This window comes from Algorimicrobium echini (assembly GCF_900115185.1).
GTDB lineage: Bacteria > Bacteroidota > Bacteroidia > Flavobacteriales > Flavobacteriaceae > Algorimicrobium > Algorimicrobium echini.
Window position 1 is genome coordinate 1 of the sequence record NZ_FOVN01000001.1, and the last position, 18,433, is coordinate 18,433.

Consider the following 18,433-nt stretch of genomic DNA (forward strand, 5'->3'; position numbering starts at 1 on the left):
TATTTAGGCAACTTTACATATGGCTAGTGATTATTTGCTAAAACATCTGATTAACCGAAGGTTGCAAAAGTGGTTTTTTGACCAATCTGGACGCAATGAGTAATAAGCAAGACGCAATGGATACGTGGAAAAAAACCACTTTTACAAAGGCCTGTCCCGAATGGTATTGGGCAGGTATATACGCAGTATAACCTCGGCTATAAAAAATAGCTTTTATCTTGCTTTACCATTTTTTTTACTACTTTTAATCTGAAACTTTAAACCGAAACATAAGTGTCCTTTAGTGCGCTACTTTCCATAGCCGCCGGACGTTGGCATTAATTTTAAATGAAGAACATTTTAACATACATTTTATTAATTTTCATATTTAGTTGTTCTTCTACAAAACAGAAAGAAAAACTAATTGGAAATTGGTATTCAAATAGTGATGACAACTATGGTTTTATAGAATTCCAATTTTATAATGACTCGCTTATTAGTTTTGATAAACTTGGGAAAAGTTTCGCAGAATGGGAAGTTAGTAAAGACAAAATTCAACTAACAGACATAAACGGATTCACTAATAAAAAGCAATTGACTTATTCTTATGAATTAGATAAATCAAACGGAATTCTTAAACTTAAAATTTTAGGTGACACTATAATACAACTCCCTAAACTAATTAAAGCTAAAAACACTTATGACTTTTTCCAAAAAAATGTCGGTATTGTAATTGATTTACCGACAAAAGAAAATGAATTAACTCAAATAGGTTTCCCTGACAATTTGACTTTTAATATTTATGCAGGGTTTTCGGATAACAGTTTAATTGTAAAAACCGACTTTTCATCTGACTTAAAAAACTTGAAAAAAGAAGTAACCGATTTTAAAGAAAACTCACGAGAAGAATTAAAACCATTCTTAAGATTTAACTTAATTGCTGACAAAAGCATAACTAAATCTCAAATGGACTCAATTAAAGACCAACTTAAAAGAACTTCAATTGAACGGATTTTCAGAACTTATAAAAATAAACAAACCGATTATGAAAATAATTTAAATTGGTTTGGACAAAAAGAATAAAAACTAATGCCAACAACGTGTATAATTAATGGCTAGTTCTCGCCTACTTACGAAAATCCTCGCGGATTTTCTATTAGGTTTTTATTTGCTAAATTAGTTGCTGAAACACGCCACAAATCATACACAAAACCGTTGTAAGTAATGCCGAAAACCCACGAATTTGAATGAACAAAACGATATTTGAAATTACCAAAATGGATTGTCCTTCAGAGGAAAATCTAATCCGAATGAAATTGGACGGAATTTCAAGTATTGCCAATTTGGACTTTGACATTCCGAATCGAAAATTGACCGTTTTTCACAGCGGAGAAATTGACCAAATCGAAAAGTCAGTTATAGAACTGAATTTAGGCGGAAAGAAAATCTCAACGGAACAAACCGACCAAACGGAATTTAAAGAAAATGAAAATCAGAAAAAGCTACTTTGGTCTGTACTTGCAATCAATTTTGCTTTTTTCATAATTGAAATGACAACAGGAATTATCTCAAAATCTATGGGACTTGTTGCTGATAGTTTGGATATGCTTGCAGACAGTTTTGTTTACGGAATTAGTTTGCTTGCGGTTGGTGGAACATTAATAAAGAAAAAACGGATTGCCAAACTTGCTGGATATTTTCAAATAACACTTGCGATTATTGGATTTGTAGAAGTTTTAAGGAGATTTTTCGGAGACGAGAAACTTCCCGACTTTTCAACAATGATTATCGTCTCGATTTTTGCACTTATAGCTAACGGAATTTGTCTCTACATTTTGCAAAAGTCAAAGAGTAAAGACGAGGCACATATGAAAGCAAGTATGATTCTCACTTCGAATGACGTGATTTTCAATTTAGGAGTAATAATTGCTGGAATTTTAGTAAATTGGTTGAGTTCGAGTAAACCTGATTTGATTATTGGAACAATCGTTTTTGCGTTGGTAATTCAAGGTGCATTCCGAATACTGAAATTGAGCAAGTAAGCGAAAAAGCACTACTTACAACAACGTGTATAACTAATTGCTTGTTCTGTGTGTACTCGGAAAATCCTGCGGATTTTCCTAATGGTTAGTTTCTTTTTTGCTAACTTAGTTCTCGCCAACGCAACTAGCCATAACACGAACACGTTGTGTTTCATACTACCAGCCGCATATTTTAGCACTTTTGGTTTTTGCCAACGCTAATTTCCAACGCTCTAAAAACCAAAAGAGCTAAAATTTCCCAACGCTCGAAATAATCCGAATTAAAAGTTGGAAATCCAAAATGTTTTTATAAATTTGGACAATATTTGTCTAAAACAATTTTGACCAATGAAAACATTAGGCGACACTTTAAAATGTGCCAGAGAGGAAAAAGAATTGATACTGCGAAAAGTTGCGGCTGAAGTAGATATTGACCAATCTCTCATTAGCAAATTTGAGAAAAACGAAAGAAAACCGACAATGGAACAAATCGTAAGACTTGCAAAGTTTTACGGACTTCCCGAAAATGAACTTATCATAAATTGGTATTCGGAAAAAATTGCTGACGAACTAAAATACACGGAATCGACTTCCGAAATATTAAAAGTAGCAGAAGAAAAAATTAACTATTATAAAGCTCAAGAAAATGGAAAATAAGAAAATGAAAGTTGCAGAATTATTTGCAGGAGTTGGAGGATTTCGTCTTGGACTTGAAAAAAGCAATTACGAAGTTGTTTGGAGTAACCAATGGGAACCGTCAACCAAAATGCAACACGCATCAATGGTTTACGAAGCTCGATTTGGAAAAGAAAACCATTCCAATGAAGATATAAATGAAGTAGTAACGAGAAATGTTGAGGAAATTCCAGATCACGATTTATTGGTTGGTGGTTTTCCTTGTCAAGATTATTCTGTTGCAACTACATTACATAATTCAAAAGGCTTAAAAGGTAAAAAAGGTGTTCTTTGGTGGTCAATTCATAAAATTTTAGAGAACAAAAAGAACAAACCAAAATATCTGTTTTTAGAAAACGTTGATCGACTTTTAAAATCGCCAGCAAAACAAAGAGGTCGTGATTTTGCAGTTATGTTACAAAGTTTAAACGACTTGGGATACGCAGTAGAATGGCGAGTTATAAATGCAGCTGAATATGGAATGCCACAAAGAAGACGTAGAGTTTTCTTTATTGGCTATCATAAATCAACAGACGTTTACAAAAGACTTCAAAAGTCAAATAAAATTGATTGGCTCACAGAAGAAGGAACGATTGCAAGTGCTTTTCCAGTAGCAAAAACGAATTCATTACAAAAAGTAGAACTAAAAGGAGATTTGGTAGAAATAACCAATAATTTCAATAAAAACGGAAAACTATCGCCTTTTCAAAATACAGGTTTGCTCGTAAAAGGTAAAGTGTACACAACTAAAACAGAACCAAATTATGATGGAAAGAAAACTGTTTTAGCAGATGTTTTACAAAATGGAGAAGTTACATCTGAATTTTTCATTGACGAAAAAGATAAAGACAAATGGGAATATTTGAAAGGTGCAAAAACAATTGAAAGAAAATCACCAGATGGTTTTGTTTACAAATATTCAGAAGGTGGAATGATTTACCCAGATGCTTTAGACAATGCTTCAAGAACTATTATAACAGGAGAAGGTGGAAAATCACCTTCAAGATTTAAACACGTAATTGTTTCTGATAGAGGTTTAAGAAGATTGACACCAATTGAGTTAGAAAGACTAAATATGTTTCCAGATAATCATACCAAATTGGAAGGAATTACAGACACAAAGCGAGCGTTCTTTATGGGAAACGCTTTAGTTGTTGGCGTAATTGAAAAAATTGGAGAAGAACTTTACAAACAGATAAACCAATTTGAATATGCTTGATATAACTTCAGCTGATTCAATTATTGAATTTGCAAAACAACTTAAAAACCAAACTTTAAGACAAGCCTGCGGTTCAGAAATAGAAAAACACGGTTACAAAGGAAAAGGAAATTTTGGTCAAATATTAGAGAAATTCTATTTTGGCTACGAACCAAATTCTGATGCAGAACCTGATTTTTTGGAAGCAGGTCTTGAATTAAAAACAAGCCCTTTAAAGACTCTCAAAAACGGAGAATATCGTTCAAAAGAAAGGCTCGTCTTAAACATAATCAACTATTTAGAAGTTCATAAAGAAGAATTTGAAACAAGTTCGTTTTGCAAGAAAAATGCACATTTACTTTTGGTATTTTATCTTCACGATAGAGATTTAGATTTACTTGATTACTTAATAAAATTAGTTGACGGTTGGCAATATCCCAATGAAGATTTAAAAATCATTAAACAAGATTGGGAATTAATAAATCAAAAAATTAAAGATGGAAAAGCTCACGAATTATCAGAAGGAGACACATTCTATCTTGGAGCTTGTACAAAAGGTTCAACTGCTCTAAAATCGTTCAGAGATCAACCATTTAATAAAGAACAAGCAAAACAAAGAGCATATTCTTTAAAACAAGGATATGTAAATCACATAATTGCAAACATTGCTCAAGAAGAAACTGCTGTTTATGGAAAAATAATTGAACGACCTGAAATTTTAGACAAAGTACGATCTATTGAGGAAATAGTAATTTTAAAATTTCATCCATTTTATGGCAAATCAGCAGAACAAATAGAGAAAGAATTGGGTTTAGAATTAAATCAAAATGCCAAAAGCTATTTTGCAAATCTTACAAATGCAATTCTTGGACTTCAACTCGGTCAAAAAATTGAGGAATTTGAAAAAGCCGATATTCAAGTAAAAACTATCCGACTTAAAGAAAATGATTTACCAAAAGAAGACATTTCGTTTCCAACATTTGAATATCAAGAACTTTTAGAAACAGATTGGGAAGATTCAGATTTTAAGAACATTTTGGAAAGCAAATTTTTCTTTGTGTTTTATCAATTTGAGGGAGAAAATTTGATATTAAGAAAAGTGAAATTTTGGAATATGCCCTACTCTGATATTGCTGAAGCCAAAAATGTTTGGCAAGAAATGGTAAAGACAGTTGCAAGTGGAGAAATCGTAAAAGAAGTAACTGAAAAAGGTGTAAGAAAAACTTATTTTCCAAAGAAAACTGAAAACAGGATAAGTCACGTTAGACCACACGCAAGAAATGCAGCAGATACTTATGAATTACCTGTCGCAGATAAATTAACAGGATTGACTGAATATACAAAGCATTGTTTTTGGTTAAACGCAAGTTATGTGAAAGACGAAATATATCTGAAATAAGCCAACGCTAAAAGCCATACACATTTGCAATTCGCTACAGCTACTGCACAGCCAAAAATTGCAAAAGAGTATGTCTTTGCCAACGCTAGCAAGTTTTCGGAAAAAAGTACGAAAACACAACAATGTATAAAAATAATAGCGGTTTAATCGCTAAAACGAAAGTAAATAAATATAAAAAAGGTCTGTGTTTAATCGAAAAGTTATTGCGTGTAAATCCGCTACTATTCTTATACTAGACCGTTGCCATTAATACTGACCCGTCCTGAAATAAGGCTACATAATTTTAAACATTATGTATAGAAATGACAAAGTAATTAGACGTTACAGTGAACCTTTTAAATTAAAAATTTTAGCCGAGCTTACCATCGGAAAACACACAAAGAGCGAACTTTGTAAGCTCTACTCTATTGCACCTACAACAGTGAATGTGTGGATTAAAGAGTACAATCGTAAAGACTTAATGAACACCAGAGTAAAAGTGGAAACAAAAGACGAAATATCAAGAATTAAAGCACTTCAAAAAGAGATTGAACAGCTTAAAAAACTCTTGCTAAAAAAGGATTTAGATGCTATGGTACTAGATTCATATTTAGAAGTAGCAGCACAAGACCTTGGCTATAAATCTGTCACAGAATTAAAAAAAAAGTTAAGAACAGAGCGCTGATTATAGCTAAAGAGACATCTACGGGATCTGCTTCTTTAACTACTATAACCCATTGTTTTGGGCTTAAACGTAATGCATATTATAAATACAAAGCTAGAGCTGATAACCGTTTAAGACTAGAACAACAGATTCTAAACATCGTTAGAAAAAGACGCAAATCCCTTCCTAGAGAAGGTGTTCGTAAACTTATTAAATCTTTAAATGTAGATTTTACTAAAGCCAATATTAAAATCGGTAGAGACACTCTTTTCAATGTGCTTAGAAAACACCAAATGCTGACACTTAGAAAGAAAACCAGTGCTAGAACTACGAACTCTTATCATCGTTTTTATAAATATAACAACATCATAAAAGACGTAGAAATCAATAGAGTTAACCAAGTTTGGGTTAGTGACATAACTTATATTAGAACCCTAAAAGGCTTTTGTTATCTGGCTTTAATAACAGACATGCACTCCAGGAAAATAGTTGGTTATGATATTAGTGATAGCTTGGAATTAAAAGGATGTGTGAGAGCGCTTAATAAGGCAATTTATCAAGCTAAAAGCATTAAACAACTTATTCATCATTCAGACAGAGGAATACAGTATTGTAGCAATGTATACACACAAATACTCAAAAGAAAAAAGATAGATATTAGTATGACTGAAGAAAATCATTGTTACGAGAATGCCATGGCTGAACGTGTAAACGGCATCCTAAAAGATGAGTTTTATCCCGATCAGACCTTTGATAACGTGGCACATGCCAAAAGAGCTGCAAAAAATGCAATTAATTTATACAACGAAGTAAGATTACATTTATCTTTAGACTATAAAACACCTAATATGGTATATAAATTATCAGCTTAATTCAATTTTAACCTGTAGCCATATTTCAGGACTAGACATTATGAAAAACAGATTCTTAATTATAATATTATTAATTTCAAATTTAGTTTTGGGACAGCAGTATGATGGATTGTGTATTGAAAAAAGTAAGATTGACAAAAATAATAGCATCTACACTTTAGGGAAAGAATTTGTTTTTAACATTAAGATTACCGAAAACGATTCTATCTTTTTTCTACAAGAAAATAATTCAGACAATTTTAAACTTTCCTATGAAATTGATTCTCTTAAAATCTCTGAAATTCATTTGACCGTTATTAAACCAAAAATGTTTCAAAGGACAAACAAAAAGCAAACAGAAGTCTACTATAGCTATGAACCTAATCCAACATCAACATTCTCAACTGGACTTGTAGAAAATAATGAAAACATCTGGATTCATCCACCAAGAAGTGGATTCTTTAAATCATTAGAAACTTGCCCATTCCCTTATATAAAATTAGACAAACCCATTGGATATAAATGGAGTGACAGCATGAGTATTGGAAATCACTGGTCAAATAAAAAATGGGGCTTATGGGAGGGTCGGTTGATATTAAATTATGATTATGAAATTGTTGGAAAGGAACAAGTTGATTCAGAATTTGGGATACTAGATTGCATCATAGTTAATGCGGTAGCAAATTCAATTATAGGCAAATCCAAATTAAAAGCTTACTTCTCTGAAAAATATGGATTTATAAAATTAGATTACACCTTATTTAACGGAATCAAAATTGATTTAAATCTTTTTAAAATAATTAATGGCCCAATTTTAAGAGATGGAAAAGATTTTTTGAAAACAAGTATAAATAACTGTTAGTAACACCACTCATAACAGTGTGCTTTCAATTACCTACTTACTTAATAAAAATCACCTAGAATTTATACCTTGCCTGCCTGCAAGCAAGTTTGCAAAATTAAGTGCTTAAAACACCTAACTATTTTATACAATTTTAGCCACAAGCAAAGAAACAATGAGAATAGCTTTAACATTAGTAATTGGAATTCATGGAATTATACATTTGCTCGGATTCCTAAAAGCATTTGGTCTATCAGAATTCAATTCCATTTCCCTACCAATTTCTAAACCACTCGGATTAATATGGTTATTGACCTTTATTTTATTTACATCTTCCACAATTTTACTAATTGTACGGTCAGATTATTGGTGGATAACCGGATTTACAGGTGTTATTATTTCGCAGTATTTAATCCTAAACAATTGGAGTGATGCAAAATTTGGAACCATTTTAAATTTGATAATTCTCATTTCGACACTTATTGCCTATTCAACTTTTAGTTTTAATAATAAAATTAAAGATGAAACTACCAAAATGCTTGAAAGTGCTGATACTACCAATAAAAAAGTTTTGTTGGAGCCAATGGTTTCTGACTTGCCAACAGTTGTAAACAAATGGTTGCTAAATAGCAGAGCAATTGGAAAAGAAGTCATACATAATGTTTATTTAGAACAAGATTTACAGATGTTGATGACTCCAGAGCAGAAAGATTGGAAAAATGCAAAAGCCAAACAATACTTTACCACCAAACCACCCGCATTTAATTGGTCCGTAAACCTAAAAATGAACCCTTTTTTAGATATGGTTGGTAGGGACAAATTTGAAAATGGCCAGGGAGAAATGACAATAAAAATGTTATCTCTTTTTTCAATTGTAAATGCACAAAATAATGAAAAGGTTAACCAAGCAACATTGCAAAGATATTTGGCCGAAATAGTCTGGTTTCCTTCGGCTGCTATTAGTCCTTATATTACTTGGGAAAGTATTGATAAACATTCAGCTAAAGCAACAATGGAATATAATAGAACTAAAGGTTCAGGCGTGTTCCACTTTGACGAAAACGGCCATTTTAAAAAATTCGTAGCCATGCGTTATAAAGATGTAAATGATGCAGAGCCTACTAAATGGACTGTAACAGCAATTAAAACCGAAGAACGGAATGGCATAATAATACCCGTGGAATTGGAAGCCGAATGGCAATTGGAGAATGGTAATTGGACTTGGTTAAAATTAATCATAACAAATATTGAATACAACGTGAAATAATGCCTGTGACTAACATTGAATTTAAGTCATGGTATAGACAATCAACACTTGGCAAACCTTATGGTTTTTCCAAAGCTAGCTTTTTTGTTGGAGAGTTTCAGTCCAAAGCATCCAAAATGGTATATCATTTTTCAGCAAAAAAATCAATCCCACCTGTAGCGCGTTTTAGGACCTTATTCATGCCTTACAAAGTTTAAATACCAGCAAAGGAAACTGCAACACTCAAATACTGGATTATAGAATAGAACGTTAGGACAAATAAACTGAATTGCCTGATAAAACAACCGTAATAACAAAACAACCAATTGTAAGAAACCATCACACTAATAAGCGCCTACTGTCCAGCTTGTTATAGCCTATAAGACATTTTTTTTTGCACTGTTAATACTTTAGAATGACAGTAAAAGTCATTAAAAACAGCCATTTTTCTTAAAAAAAGATTAAAAAGCATCTAAAATATATCGCGTTCCGTACATACTATACAACCCATTAATTAAAAACAGTTAACAATATATGGCTCCAAAAAATACGCAACTAGAAACGGTACAACCAAAAAATAAATCACATATTCAAAAATTAAAAAAAAATATCAGTTATATGTTAAGTGGTGACGGTAAAACCCAAAACGCTTACAATAAAATTACCATATTTAGCACTCTGGTTTTTATAGCTATGGGTGTTTATCTATTTACAGTTTTCCACAATGATTTTGAACATTTTAATGCAGATCGTAGAAGTTCGGTAATTGGATTAACATTTATGATTACGGCAGGAGTCTTATTTTTATTTAAAATATTTTATGTCCTGTTTATGGCTTTCAAATATTTCAAATATAAAGCTATTGAATCTGTTTCGGATGCAGACTTGCCAACAATTACCATTATCGTTCCTGCCTACAATGAAGGAAAACAAGTTTGGGATACATTAATGAGCTTATCAAAAAGTGATTATCCAACAAAAAAAATGCAATTATTAGCTATAGATGATGGCAGTTTAGACGATACTTGGAGCTGGATGGTAGATGCTAAAAAACGACTTGGGAACCGATTAGAAATTCTTCAGCAACCAGAAAATAAAGGAAAACGGCATGCATTATATCGTGGATTCAATTTAGGAACAGGCGAAGTGTTTATAACTGTTGATAGCGATTCCGTTGTTAATAGGAACACTTTACGCAATTTAGTAAGCCCTTTCATTACCGATGAAAACTGCGGCGCTGTGGCAGGCAACATTCGTGTTTTAAATAACAAGAAAGCCATGCTTCCTAAAATGCTGGATGTTAGTTTTGTAATGAGTTTTGAATTTGTACGTTCAGCAGAAAGTCAATTAAATTCGGTGTTATGTACACCTGGAGCCTTAGCTGCTTACAAAAGTACCGCTGTTTTTAATTGTTTGCCAGAATGGATAAACCAAACCTTTATGGGGCAGCCATCAGACATTGGCGAAGATCGTGCCATGACAAACATGATTCTAAAACAAGGGAAACATGTATTATTTCAGCGTAATGCAGTTGCCTACACTAATGTTCCTGAAGAATATCCAGGATTATATAAAATGTTTATTAGATGGGGACGCAGCAATGTGCGTGAGAATTTAGCCATGTCTAAATACGTTTTTACCAATTTTAAAAATGAAAGCAAATTTGGAACACGTCTATTGTTTATTAGTCAGTTCTCTCGAATTATTATGACGTATCCATTTGTCCTTTTCATGTTATTTTTTGTACTCATGCACCCATTACTATTTTTAGGATCTACGCTATTAAGTATTTTGGTAACCTCAACATTTTCTGTACTATTTTATGCACACCGTTATGAAATAAAAGAATCTTTTTGGGCATACACCTATAGTATTCTGTATACGTTTGGATTATTTTGGATAGCACCATATGCTATTGCTACCGCAAGTAGACGTGGTTGGCTAACACGTGGATTAGCTGAAAAAAAATAACAGTAGAACTGCTTTAAAAGCGAGCCTTACAAGAAATTGTAGGGCTTTTCTTTTTGTATAATCTTATTAATTTAGGTTTTACACTTTAGGAATTCCCGACAGCCTGTCACCTTTTTGTCAGTTATTGACAAAACAAACATTGCATATTTCGCAATAAATACTGCATATTTTTGATAATTTCTCAAACAACACCCGCTATAGTTTGGTTTATGGGATTTTTTGAAATTAACTTTTATTTTGGGTTGTTCCGTATAGTCCTTGTACATTATAGGGAAATAAATAGTGATAATCAACACCTTACAAAAAAATGAAAGTACTAGTAATAGGAGCAGGAAACATGGGATTAACATATTCCGAAGGTATGGCAAAGTCTCCGCTTTTAGGAAAACATAATCTGAAGATATATGATACAGATCCTAAAAAAATTACCACATTAAGTAAAGAACCACATTTTGATGTTTACGATAATCTAGACGATTGTTTACCTAAAGCAGACATTGTTTTTTTGGCTGTTAAACCATACCATATTGATAGTTTATTTAAAAGTATGGCATCCCAAATAAACGACCAACAATTATTTGTATCCTTAATGGCAGGAGTTACAATAGATACTATTAAAACGCAATTAGGTGCTACAAAAGTTGTGCGAGCCATGCCTAATTTACCTGCTAAAGTTGGCAAAGGGGTTACCTCCTATACTGAATCTGCTGAAGTTTCTAAAGTAGAGCTCATCATGGTTCGCAATTTATTAGATACCACAGGGACCTCTATTCATGTAGATACCGAGAATTTTATTGATGCCTCAACAGGTATTTCTGGAAGTGGCCCTGCTTATGTGTTCTATTTTATGCAATCTATGCTGGATGCAGCTCTAAAAATGGGCTTCTCCGCTTACGATTCAAAAGTATTAGTTAGTAATACCTTTGAAGGTGCTATAGAACTATTTAATCAATCTGATATTTCACCTGAAACATGGATAAGCCGTGTAGCAAGTAAGGGTGGAACCACACAAGCCGCCATTGACTCTATGGACGATAATAATGTAAAACAGCTCATTCAAGATGCCGCTTATGCCGCTTTTGATAGAGCAATAGAATTAGGAAAAGAAAAATAAAATAATGGACGACGATATAAAACGTGTAGTAGTAAAAGTAGGAACAAACGTATTAACCAATAAAGACAACCGCATATTAGGACCTGTATTAAGAGAGTTAGTTCGCCAAATAGCTGTTTTATATGAACGAAATGTAATGGTGGTGTTGGTTTCTTCAGGATCAGCCATGGCAGGAAAAGAAGTTTTAGGAGATACGGATATCACAGACAAATCGGTAAGACGTCAAGTCTATTCGGCAGTAGGCCAACCACGAATGATGCGTCATTACTATAGTATTTTTCATGATTATGGCATGCGTTGCGCTCAAGTTTTAGCAACAAAACGCGATTTCGATCCTGGTAAACATCGTGATAATATGATTAATTGCTACGAAGGTCTCCTTTCTGAAGGTATCATACCTATTGCAAATGAAGATGATGCCGTTTCCGTTACCATGTCCATGTTTTCTGATAATGATGAATTAGCGAGTTTAGTAGCCGAATTAATTGATGCCGACAGACTAATAATATTATCAGATACAGACGGATTATACACAGGCCATCCTGATGATGAAGATTCAAAAAAAATAAAAGAAGTAACGGTAGATCAGAATGTGGAACAATACGTAAAAGCATCTGGTAAAAAAGAAGGCGAAGGTCGTGGTGGTATGGCATCCAAATTACGAATTGCTAAAGGCACCGCTAAAAAGGACATCCCAACATACATTGCCAATGGCAAACGAGAAAATGTAATTGTTGACATCCTTGACAACAAAGAAGTAGGAACCAAATTTATTCATTAAAAACAACACAGATGGAATTATTACATACAGATACAAAAAATAACGTTTTAAATTCAATGATTACCATTATTGATAGAGAACGGGATAACATCATTAAAGCTAATAAACAAGATTTAGAAGCCTTTAATAAAGACGATCAAGCCTTATACGACCGACTAGTGGTTAACAACGCTAAAGTGGATGGCATGATTCAGGCTATTAAAGAAGTACGCGAACAAGACGACCCTGTTGGTGCTACTATTTCAGATATGACTTTGGATACAGGGTTACAAATTACCAATAAAACAGCGCCATTTGGAACGATTATGATTATTTATGAATCCAGACCAGATGTTACCATTGAAGCAGCTGTTTTAGCGTTTAAAGCCAACAATAAAATTTTACTAAAAGGCGGAAAAGAAGCCATTAATAGTAATCTGATTTTAGAAAAATGCTGGCATGAAGCGTTAGAAGAAAATGGTTTACCTAAAGATTGGATTAAACTATTACATTTAAAGCGTGAAGAAACACAGGAATTTTTAAGAAATCCAACGGAGAAAATAGATTTAATTGTACCTCGTGGTGGTGAACGCTTAATTAAGTTTGTAAAAGACCACGCTACCTGTGCCGTTTTAATTTCAGGACGTGGCAACAACTTTTTATATGTTTCTAAAGATGCGGATTGGGAAAAAGCCGTAAAAGTGATTATAAATGCAAAAACTGATAAAATTTCAGGATGCAATGCATTAGATAAAGTATTAATTGATAAAAATATTTCTAATTACGAAGCGAAAGTAAGAGAACTCCAAAAAACATTAGAGCATGTTGGTGTATCCTTAGTTGTGGATAAAAAAATTGGACAAATTCTAACCAAGGAAACCCAAATACCAAACGAAGATACCTGGTACGAAGAATTCCTAGCCATGAAATTATTAGTAGCCGAAGTGGATGGATTAGATGAAGCTATAGAAACCATTAATAAATACTCTGGAGGACATTCATCCACCATAATGACAGAAAACAAAAACGAAGCAGCCTCTTTCATGCAAGAAATAGACAGCGCTGCGGTTTACCACAATGCTTCTACTCGATTTACCGATGGAGGACAAATGGGTGTTGGCGCCGAATTAGCCATAAGCACGGACAAACTGCATCACCGCGGACCATTAGGTTTAAAACAATTGGTAACTAATAAATATTATGTATTTGGCGATGGCCATGTACGCGTTTAAACAATAATTTAAACATGTTACAAACGGCATTGGTTTTAAAACTGATGCCGTTTTTGTTATGCTAGATTTAAGGGTTTATATCCTTGTAACCTCAAAAGGCAAGGAAACAAGAAACCTTTGGTTGCAGCCGTAAAAAAATTATCTTTACAGGATAACGGTAACTCAAAACTTACTATATCCTGACATATTTACGGGATATAAGTAATAAAGGTTACTATATAACGAGTTGTACGCAATTTGACCAACCTATGAAAAACATAACTTTAATTGTAATTATTTTGATTTTAGGAACATCCTGTCAAAACCAAAAAATTGCGGAATTAAATAACCAAATAACTGAATTAGAAGACCTGAATACTGAACTGACTGATTCTCTAAATCGATATGATTATCTAAAAGTTATCTCATCTGAATTAATCGGAATACCTGACAATACTAATCTGGTTCCAAACCAACCGAATAAATTCATTTTCTTGCTTCCTACCATTCAAAAATTCCCTGAATATAATGTTTACCGAATAACCAAAAACGGAAATGAAGAAGTTAGAGAATTGCTATATGAAAATTATAAAGAATCTCGATTTGAATTTAATTTTATCCCTAAAAATGAAAACGACAAATCCTTTGAACTTCTAGCGGAATTTGATTTAGATAGTATAAAAGTTCAAATCCCTGGAATAATTGATATGACATTAACCGAATAAAAACACTATGCACAACATCCGTATAAACCAAATTAAAAACACTTAACCCATTAATTTTTAGAATACATAATATTCCTATTTTTCTTTTCAAATGAAAAGAACTTTCCGAGGTTCCGGGCTCATGCGTTAAGGATGGCAATGGCATCCTTTTTTTACGTCTAAACGTAAAAAGAGATATAATGGACAGCCTGACTTTTTACGCCAAATCCCTAATTTAATGTTGGAAACGGCATTTTTTAGCGTAAAAAGGAACGCCAAAAAAAATAATAGCACTTTTTTGTAACAAAAACTGCTTTGCTTACGTATAACTATATAGAACACGTTGTTCGCACAATTTAATTAGAGAAAGAACGTACATGAGACAACTTAAAATTACCAAGCAGGTTACCAATAGAGAAACTGCTTCGTTAGACAAATATCTTCAAGAAATAGGAAAAGTTGACTTAATTACCGCAGACGAGGAAGTAGAATTAGCACAGCGCATAAAAGCGGGTGATCAGGTGGCTTTAGAAAAGTTAACCAAAGCTAATTTACGTTTCGTTGTTTCGGTAGCGAAGCAATACCAAAACCAAGGTTTAACCTTACCAGATTTAATTAATGAAGGGAATTTAGGCCTTATTAAAGCGGCGCAACGTTTTGATGAAACGCGTGGTTTTAAATTTATTTCGTATGCTGTTTGGTGGATTCGTCAATCTATCTTACAAGCTTTAGCGGAACAATCACGTATTGTGCGTTTACCGTTAAACAAAATTGGATCTATTAACAAGATTAATAAAACCTTTGCTTTCTTAGAACAAGCACATGAGCGTCCACCAAGTGCCGAGGAAATTGCCAAAGAATTAGACATGACGATTAACGATGTTAAGGAGTCTATGAAAAATTCAGGACGTCACGTAAGTATGGATGCACCTTTAGTTGAAGGTGAAGACAGTAACTTATATGATGTATTAAATTCTGGTGAATCGCCAAATCCAGACCGCGATTTATTACACGAATCCTTACGTACAGAAATTGAACGTGCTTTGGAAACCTTAACACCTCGTGAAGCGGACGTAATTCGTTTATACTTTGGTTTAGGAAACCAACATCCAATGACTTTAGAAGAAATTGGTGAAACCTTCGACTTAACACGCGAGCGTGTTAGACAAATTAAAGAAAAAGCTATTCGTAGATTAAAACATACCTCTAGAAGTAAAATATTGAAAACTTATCTAGGATAAGTTTCAAATTCCAATATGTGAAACAGAATCCCTAACTAGTTTTAGACAGATGTAAACCGAGAAATTGGGTTTTGGATTTTTACATATTGGAATTTTACAGCAACAAACAGTTACAACATAACTGTTCGTTTTTTGATTGATGAAAGAACCCAGAGCTGATTACTCTGGGTTCATTTTTTTATACCATATTTCCATTTCCCAAAAGGAAAAATTTTGAGTCTATCCCTAAATACTATTTGAAAAGGAAAGACTTTTAAAAGACTTTATTACCTTTACCAAAACAACAAAACAACACACAATGAATTCAAAATTAATAGCACCTTCCATGCTTGCTGCCGATTTCGGTAACCTACAGCGTGATACTGAAATGGTTAATAATAGTGATGCCGATTGGTTTCATATAGACGTTATGGACGGCCATTTTGTACCAAACATTTCTTACGGTTTTCCCATTATTGAGGTCATAAAAAAACACGCAACCAAACCTTTGGATGTACACTTAATGATTGAAAAACCAGAACGCTACATAGAAGAATTTGCTAAAGTTGGTGCAGATATTATTACAGTACATTATGAGTCTACCGTACATTTACATAGAACATTAACCCAAATTGAAGATGCTGGCTGTAAGGCTGGTGTGGTTTTAAATTTAACAACACCAATAAATGTACTGGAAGACATATTGCCAAAATGTTATATGGTATTGTTAATGTCTATAAATCCAGGTTTTGGAGGTCAGAAGTTTGAAGATATTACCTACAATAGGATTAAAAAATTACGTAAAATGATAGACGAGCAAGGTTTAAATACGCGTATTGAAATAGATGGTGGTGTGACAGACAAAAATATTAAGCAATTGGTTGCAGCTGGCGCTGACGCATTCGTTGCCGGAAGTCATGTATTTAAAAGTGACAATCCAACGGAAACAATTAAGGAACTAAAAGCACTTGCAAACGTATAGTAAACACATTATAAAAGAGGCTGTTTGAAAAGTGAATGCATAACATCTAATTGAACGCAATTGAAGTTTTAATGTTCTATAATAAAAACATTTTGACTGGGTTCAATATGACCTTTAAGATACGATTTACTTTTCAAACAACCTCTTCGTTTTTAATAGTTAGTTAGGTTAGAACTGTTCTATTAAATAGTTGATTAAGTCGGTTGTAGTAACAATACCAACTAATTTATTAGCATCTACAACAGGTAAGGCATGAAACTCTTTAGTTGCTAAAATTTCAGCCACTTCTTTTATGGTTGTGGTTGATGGAACACTGACTAAATTCTTTGCCATAACCTGCTCTATAGTAAACATATTATAAACTACAGTATCTACTGAATCATCATCTTCGTCTACCGCATCTGCAAAACTGATTCGCAATAAATCGGTATAACTTAACATACCTTTAATTTCATCACCACTTACTACGGGAATATGACGTATTTTTTTTGTTTTAAAGAGTCTTTCAGCCGTTTCTAACTCATCTGTATGATTTAAGGTGATGACTGTTTTAGTCATAATTTCTGAAATTGGTGTGCGCTTTTTCATGGATTCTTCGTTTTAAATTGTTTACTAAAATTACGGAAGCATCTTGACAAAAAGTATGATAAAAATCAGCTTAAAAAAATTTAATAGCCTTCAAAATGGAAATTCAGCATTTGTTTAGTTTTGGCATATACTTTAGGAAATTGACTACGGAATTCCGCTGGAGTTTCAATAAAGGTTTCTATTACAACTGCTACAAATTCAAACGCATTTGTGTAGGCATAATCACGAAGATATCCTGAAGCTAATAATTTTTGCCTCAATTGGGTTTCTTCAGATAAAAATGCTGATAACTCTTTAAAGGTATCGGCGAAAATAGTTGAACTCACATCACGATTCCTCAAACTATTAAAATGAATAGCATGTGCAAACTCATGGATTCCGAGGTTTAAATTATCATTTGAAACAGAATAACCTTCAACAAAATGTTCCCAAGATAACACGAGTGCTTGCAGTCTTGGATTATATTCTCCTTTATGATGTGTTTCATTGGTTTCTGAATAAAAGGCAGAAGGATAAATTATTATTCGCTTAATCATTTTCAAGCTATAATCACGGAAACCAAACGTAAGCATAATGGCCGTTGCAGATGTCATGACAATCATTTCGTCTGTTATGCCTAGGTTATCACGACCTACAAATTGTTTTGATTTTATAAAGCAAACCAATCGGTGATGAAAAACACGTTTCTCCCTTTTTGATAAACGCTGATAGAATCTAAATTGAGATTCCAATAGTTGTTGTTGGCTAGAAGACAACTTTTTATAAGGAGGTATTAAATAGCGGTATAATGGTTTTCGCTTAATTAAAACATAACCCGTATCAATCATATTTATAAGCGCATAAATCACAAATGATGACAGTACAACCGTTAAGAAAATAGCCATTATGACATAGAACAGTGGGATTTCGTCTGGCTTGAACATAAGTGACTACGGGTTTGTAGGGTTAAAATTTAGGTAATTCAATATACAAATAATATCATTCATATATTAAATCTTTAAATCAGCTCATATAAAAATGAGCCGCTTTT

General features: G+C 33.1%; 19 protein-coding genes. 17 read left to right on the forward strand and 2 right to left on the reverse strand.

The window, feature by feature from the left end:
* Positions 1-327: 327 nt before the first annotated feature.
* From BM239_RS00005 to rpe, 17 genes are all read left to right on the forward strand, one after another.
* Positions 328-1,062 carry a hypothetical protein gene (locus BM239_RS00005; RefSeq protein WP_092205612.1) on the forward strand — a complete coding sequence of 245 codons (735 nt, stop codon included), beginning with the start codon at positions 328-330 and terminating at the stop codon, positions 1,060-1,062.
* Positions 1,063-1,226: 164 nt separating this feature from the next.
* Entirely contained in the window at positions 1,227-2,021 is a 795-nt protein-coding gene (locus tag BM239_RS00010; RefSeq protein ID WP_092205613.1) for a cation efflux transmembrane domain-containing protein, read from the forward strand.
* 327 nt (positions 2,022-2,348) lie between these two features.
* On the forward strand, positions 2,349-2,657 hold the full coding sequence (locus BM239_RS00015) for a helix-turn-helix domain-containing protein (RefSeq protein WP_092205614.1): 309 nt from the start codon (positions 2,349-2,351) through the stop codon (positions 2,655-2,657).
* Positions 2,647-3,894, forward strand: coding sequence for a DNA cytosine methyltransferase (locus BM239_RS00020; RefSeq protein ID WP_092205615.1), 1,248 nt, complete (start codon positions 2,647-2,649; stop codon positions 3,892-3,894). Before BM239_RS00015 ends, BM239_RS00020 begins: the two co-directional genes overlap by 11 nt.
* Positions 3,887-5,272: a Sau3AI family type II restriction endonuclease gene (locus BM239_RS00025; RefSeq protein ID WP_092205616.1), complete on the forward strand. Its 1,386-nt coding sequence runs from the start codon at positions 3,887-3,889 to the stop codon at positions 5,270-5,272. The genes BM239_RS00020 and BM239_RS00025 overlap by 8 nt, the downstream gene beginning before the upstream one ends.
* 292 nt (positions 5,273-5,564) lie before the next feature.
* Positions 5,565-5,936 (forward strand): transposase, encoded by a 372-nt coding sequence (locus BM239_RS00030; RefSeq protein WP_092205617.1) that lies wholly within the window; start codon positions 5,565-5,567, stop codon positions 5,934-5,936.
* A 2-nt stretch (positions 5,937-5,938) separates the two neighbouring features.
* A complete protein-coding gene (locus tag BM239_RS15270; protein ID WP_262484324.1) occupies positions 5,939-6,787 on the forward strand; it encodes an IS3 family transposase in 849 nt (282 codons plus the stop codon).
* A 40-nt stretch (positions 6,788-6,827) separates the two neighbouring features.
* Positions 6,828-7,628 (forward strand): hypothetical protein, encoded by an 801-nt coding sequence (locus BM239_RS00040; RefSeq protein ID WP_092205619.1) that lies wholly within the window; start codon positions 6,828-6,830, stop codon positions 7,626-7,628.
* A 154-nt stretch (positions 7,629-7,782) separates the two neighbouring features.
* A complete protein-coding gene (locus tag BM239_RS00045; protein WP_092205620.1) occupies positions 7,783-8,874 on the forward strand; it encodes a DUF6920 family protein in 1,092 nt (363 codons plus the stop codon).
* Positions 8,875-8,879: 5 nt separating this feature from the next.
* Entirely contained in the window at positions 8,880-9,071 is a 192-nt protein-coding gene (locus BM239_RS15345; protein ID WP_177208953.1) for a hypothetical protein, read from the forward strand.
* A 316-nt stretch (positions 9,072-9,387) separates the two neighbouring features.
* Positions 9,388-10,824 carry a glycosyltransferase family 2 protein gene (locus BM239_RS00055; RefSeq protein WP_394333908.1) on the forward strand — a complete coding sequence of 479 codons (1,437 nt, stop codon included), beginning with the start codon at positions 9,388-9,390 and terminating at the stop codon, positions 10,822-10,824.
* A 307-nt stretch (positions 10,825-11,131) separates the two neighbouring features.
* Positions 11,132-11,938, forward strand: coding sequence for a pyrroline-5-carboxylate reductase (gene proC, locus BM239_RS00065; RefSeq protein ID WP_092205623.1), 807 nt, complete (start codon positions 11,132-11,134; stop codon positions 11,936-11,938).
* Positions 11,939-11,942: 4 nt separating this feature from the next.
* Positions 11,943-12,719: a glutamate 5-kinase gene (gene proB / locus BM239_RS00070; protein ID WP_092205624.1), complete on the forward strand. Its 777-nt coding sequence runs from the start codon at positions 11,943-11,945 to the stop codon at positions 12,717-12,719.
* An 11-nt stretch (positions 12,720-12,730) separates the two neighbouring features.
* Positions 12,731-13,930 carry a glutamate-5-semialdehyde dehydrogenase gene (locus BM239_RS00075; RefSeq protein ID WP_092205625.1) on the forward strand — a complete coding sequence of 400 codons (1,200 nt, stop codon included), beginning with the start codon at positions 12,731-12,733 and terminating at the stop codon, positions 13,928-13,930.
* A gap of 248 nt (positions 13,931-14,178) precedes the next feature.
* A complete protein-coding gene (locus BM239_RS00080; protein ID WP_092205626.1) occupies positions 14,179-14,634 on the forward strand; it encodes a hypothetical protein in 456 nt (151 codons plus the stop codon).
* A 356-nt stretch (positions 14,635-14,990) separates the two neighbouring features.
* A complete protein-coding gene (locus BM239_RS00085; protein WP_092205627.1) occupies positions 14,991-15,854 on the forward strand; it encodes a sigma-70 family RNA polymerase sigma factor in 864 nt (287 codons plus the stop codon).
* Positions 15,855-16,152: 298 nt separating this feature from the next.
* The gene (gene rpe, locus BM239_RS00090; RefSeq protein ID WP_092205628.1) at positions 16,153-16,815 is read left to right on the forward strand and encodes a ribulose-phosphate 3-epimerase; all 663 of its coding nucleotides are present in this window, start codon (positions 16,153-16,155) and stop codon (positions 16,813-16,815) included.
* 168 nt (positions 16,816-16,983) lie between these two features.
* Here rpe and BM239_RS00095 read toward each other — a convergent pair whose 3' ends face one another.
* A complete protein-coding gene (locus BM239_RS00095; RefSeq protein ID WP_092205629.1) occupies positions 16,984-17,403 on the reverse strand; it encodes a CBS domain-containing protein in 420 nt (139 codons plus the stop codon).
* 80 nt (positions 17,404-17,483) lie between these two features.
* Positions 17,484-18,326 (reverse strand): zinc-dependent peptidase, encoded by an 843-nt coding sequence (locus tag BM239_RS00100; protein ID WP_092205630.1) that lies wholly within the window; start codon positions 18,324-18,326, stop codon positions 17,484-17,486.
* Positions 18,327-18,433: the final 107 nt, after the last annotated feature.

What these genes read in the sequence shown, in the direction of transcription:
- BM239_RS00005 (WP_092205612.1), top strand. Translation starts at nt 328, where the DNA reads ATGAAGAACATTTTAACATACATTTTATTAATTTTCATATTTAGTTGT.
- BM239_RS00010 (WP_092205613.1), top strand. Translation starts at nt 1,227, where the DNA reads ATGAACAAAACGATATTTGAAATTACCAAAATGGATTGTCCTTCAGAG.
- BM239_RS00015 (WP_092205614.1), top strand. Translation starts at nt 2,349, where the DNA reads ATGAAAACATTAGGCGACACTTTAAAATGTGCCAGAGAGGAAAAAGAA.
- BM239_RS00020 (WP_092205615.1), top strand. Translation starts at nt 2,647, where the DNA reads ATGGAAAATAAGAAAATGAAAGTTGCAGAATTATTTGCAGGAGTTGGA.
- BM239_RS00025 (WP_092205616.1), top strand. Translation starts at nt 3,887, where the DNA reads ATGCTTGATATAACTTCAGCTGATTCAATTATTGAATTTGCAAAACAA.
- BM239_RS00030 (WP_092205617.1), top strand. Translation starts at nt 5,565, where the DNA reads ATGTATAGAAATGACAAAGTAATTAGACGTTACAGTGAACCTTTTAAA.
- BM239_RS00040 (WP_092205619.1), top strand. Translation starts at nt 6,828, where the DNA reads ATGAAAAACAGATTCTTAATTATAATATTATTAATTTCAAATTTAGTT.
- BM239_RS00045 (WP_092205620.1), top strand. Translation starts at nt 7,783, where the DNA reads ATGAGAATAGCTTTAACATTAGTAATTGGAATTCATGGAATTATACAT.
- BM239_RS00055 (WP_394333908.1), top strand. Translation starts at nt 9,388, where the DNA reads ATGGCTCCAAAAAATACGCAACTAGAAACGGTACAACCAAAAAATAAA.
- proC (WP_092205623.1), top strand. Translation starts at nt 11,132, where the DNA reads ATGAAAGTACTAGTAATAGGAGCAGGAAACATGGGATTAACATATTCC.
- proB (WP_092205624.1), top strand. Translation starts at nt 11,943, where the DNA reads ATGGACGACGATATAAAACGTGTAGTAGTAAAAGTAGGAACAAACGTA.
- BM239_RS00075 (WP_092205625.1), top strand. Translation starts at nt 12,731, where the DNA reads ATGGAATTATTACATACAGATACAAAAAATAACGTTTTAAATTCAATG.
- BM239_RS00080 (WP_092205626.1), top strand. Translation starts at nt 14,179, where the DNA reads ATGAAAAACATAACTTTAATTGTAATTATTTTGATTTTAGGAACATCC.
- BM239_RS00085 (WP_092205627.1), top strand. Translation starts at nt 14,991, where the DNA reads ATGAGACAACTTAAAATTACCAAGCAGGTTACCAATAGAGAAACTGCT.
- rpe (WP_092205628.1), top strand. Translation starts at nt 16,153, where the DNA reads ATGAATTCAAAATTAATAGCACCTTCCATGCTTGCTGCCGATTTCGGT.
- BM239_RS00095 (WP_092205629.1), bottom strand. Translation starts at nt 17,403, where the DNA reads ATGAAAAAGCGCACACCAATTTCAGAAATTATGACTAAAACAGTCATC.
- BM239_RS00100 (WP_092205630.1), bottom strand. Translation starts at nt 18,326, where the DNA reads ATGTTCAAGCCAGACGAAATCCCACTGTTCTATGTCATAATGGCTATT.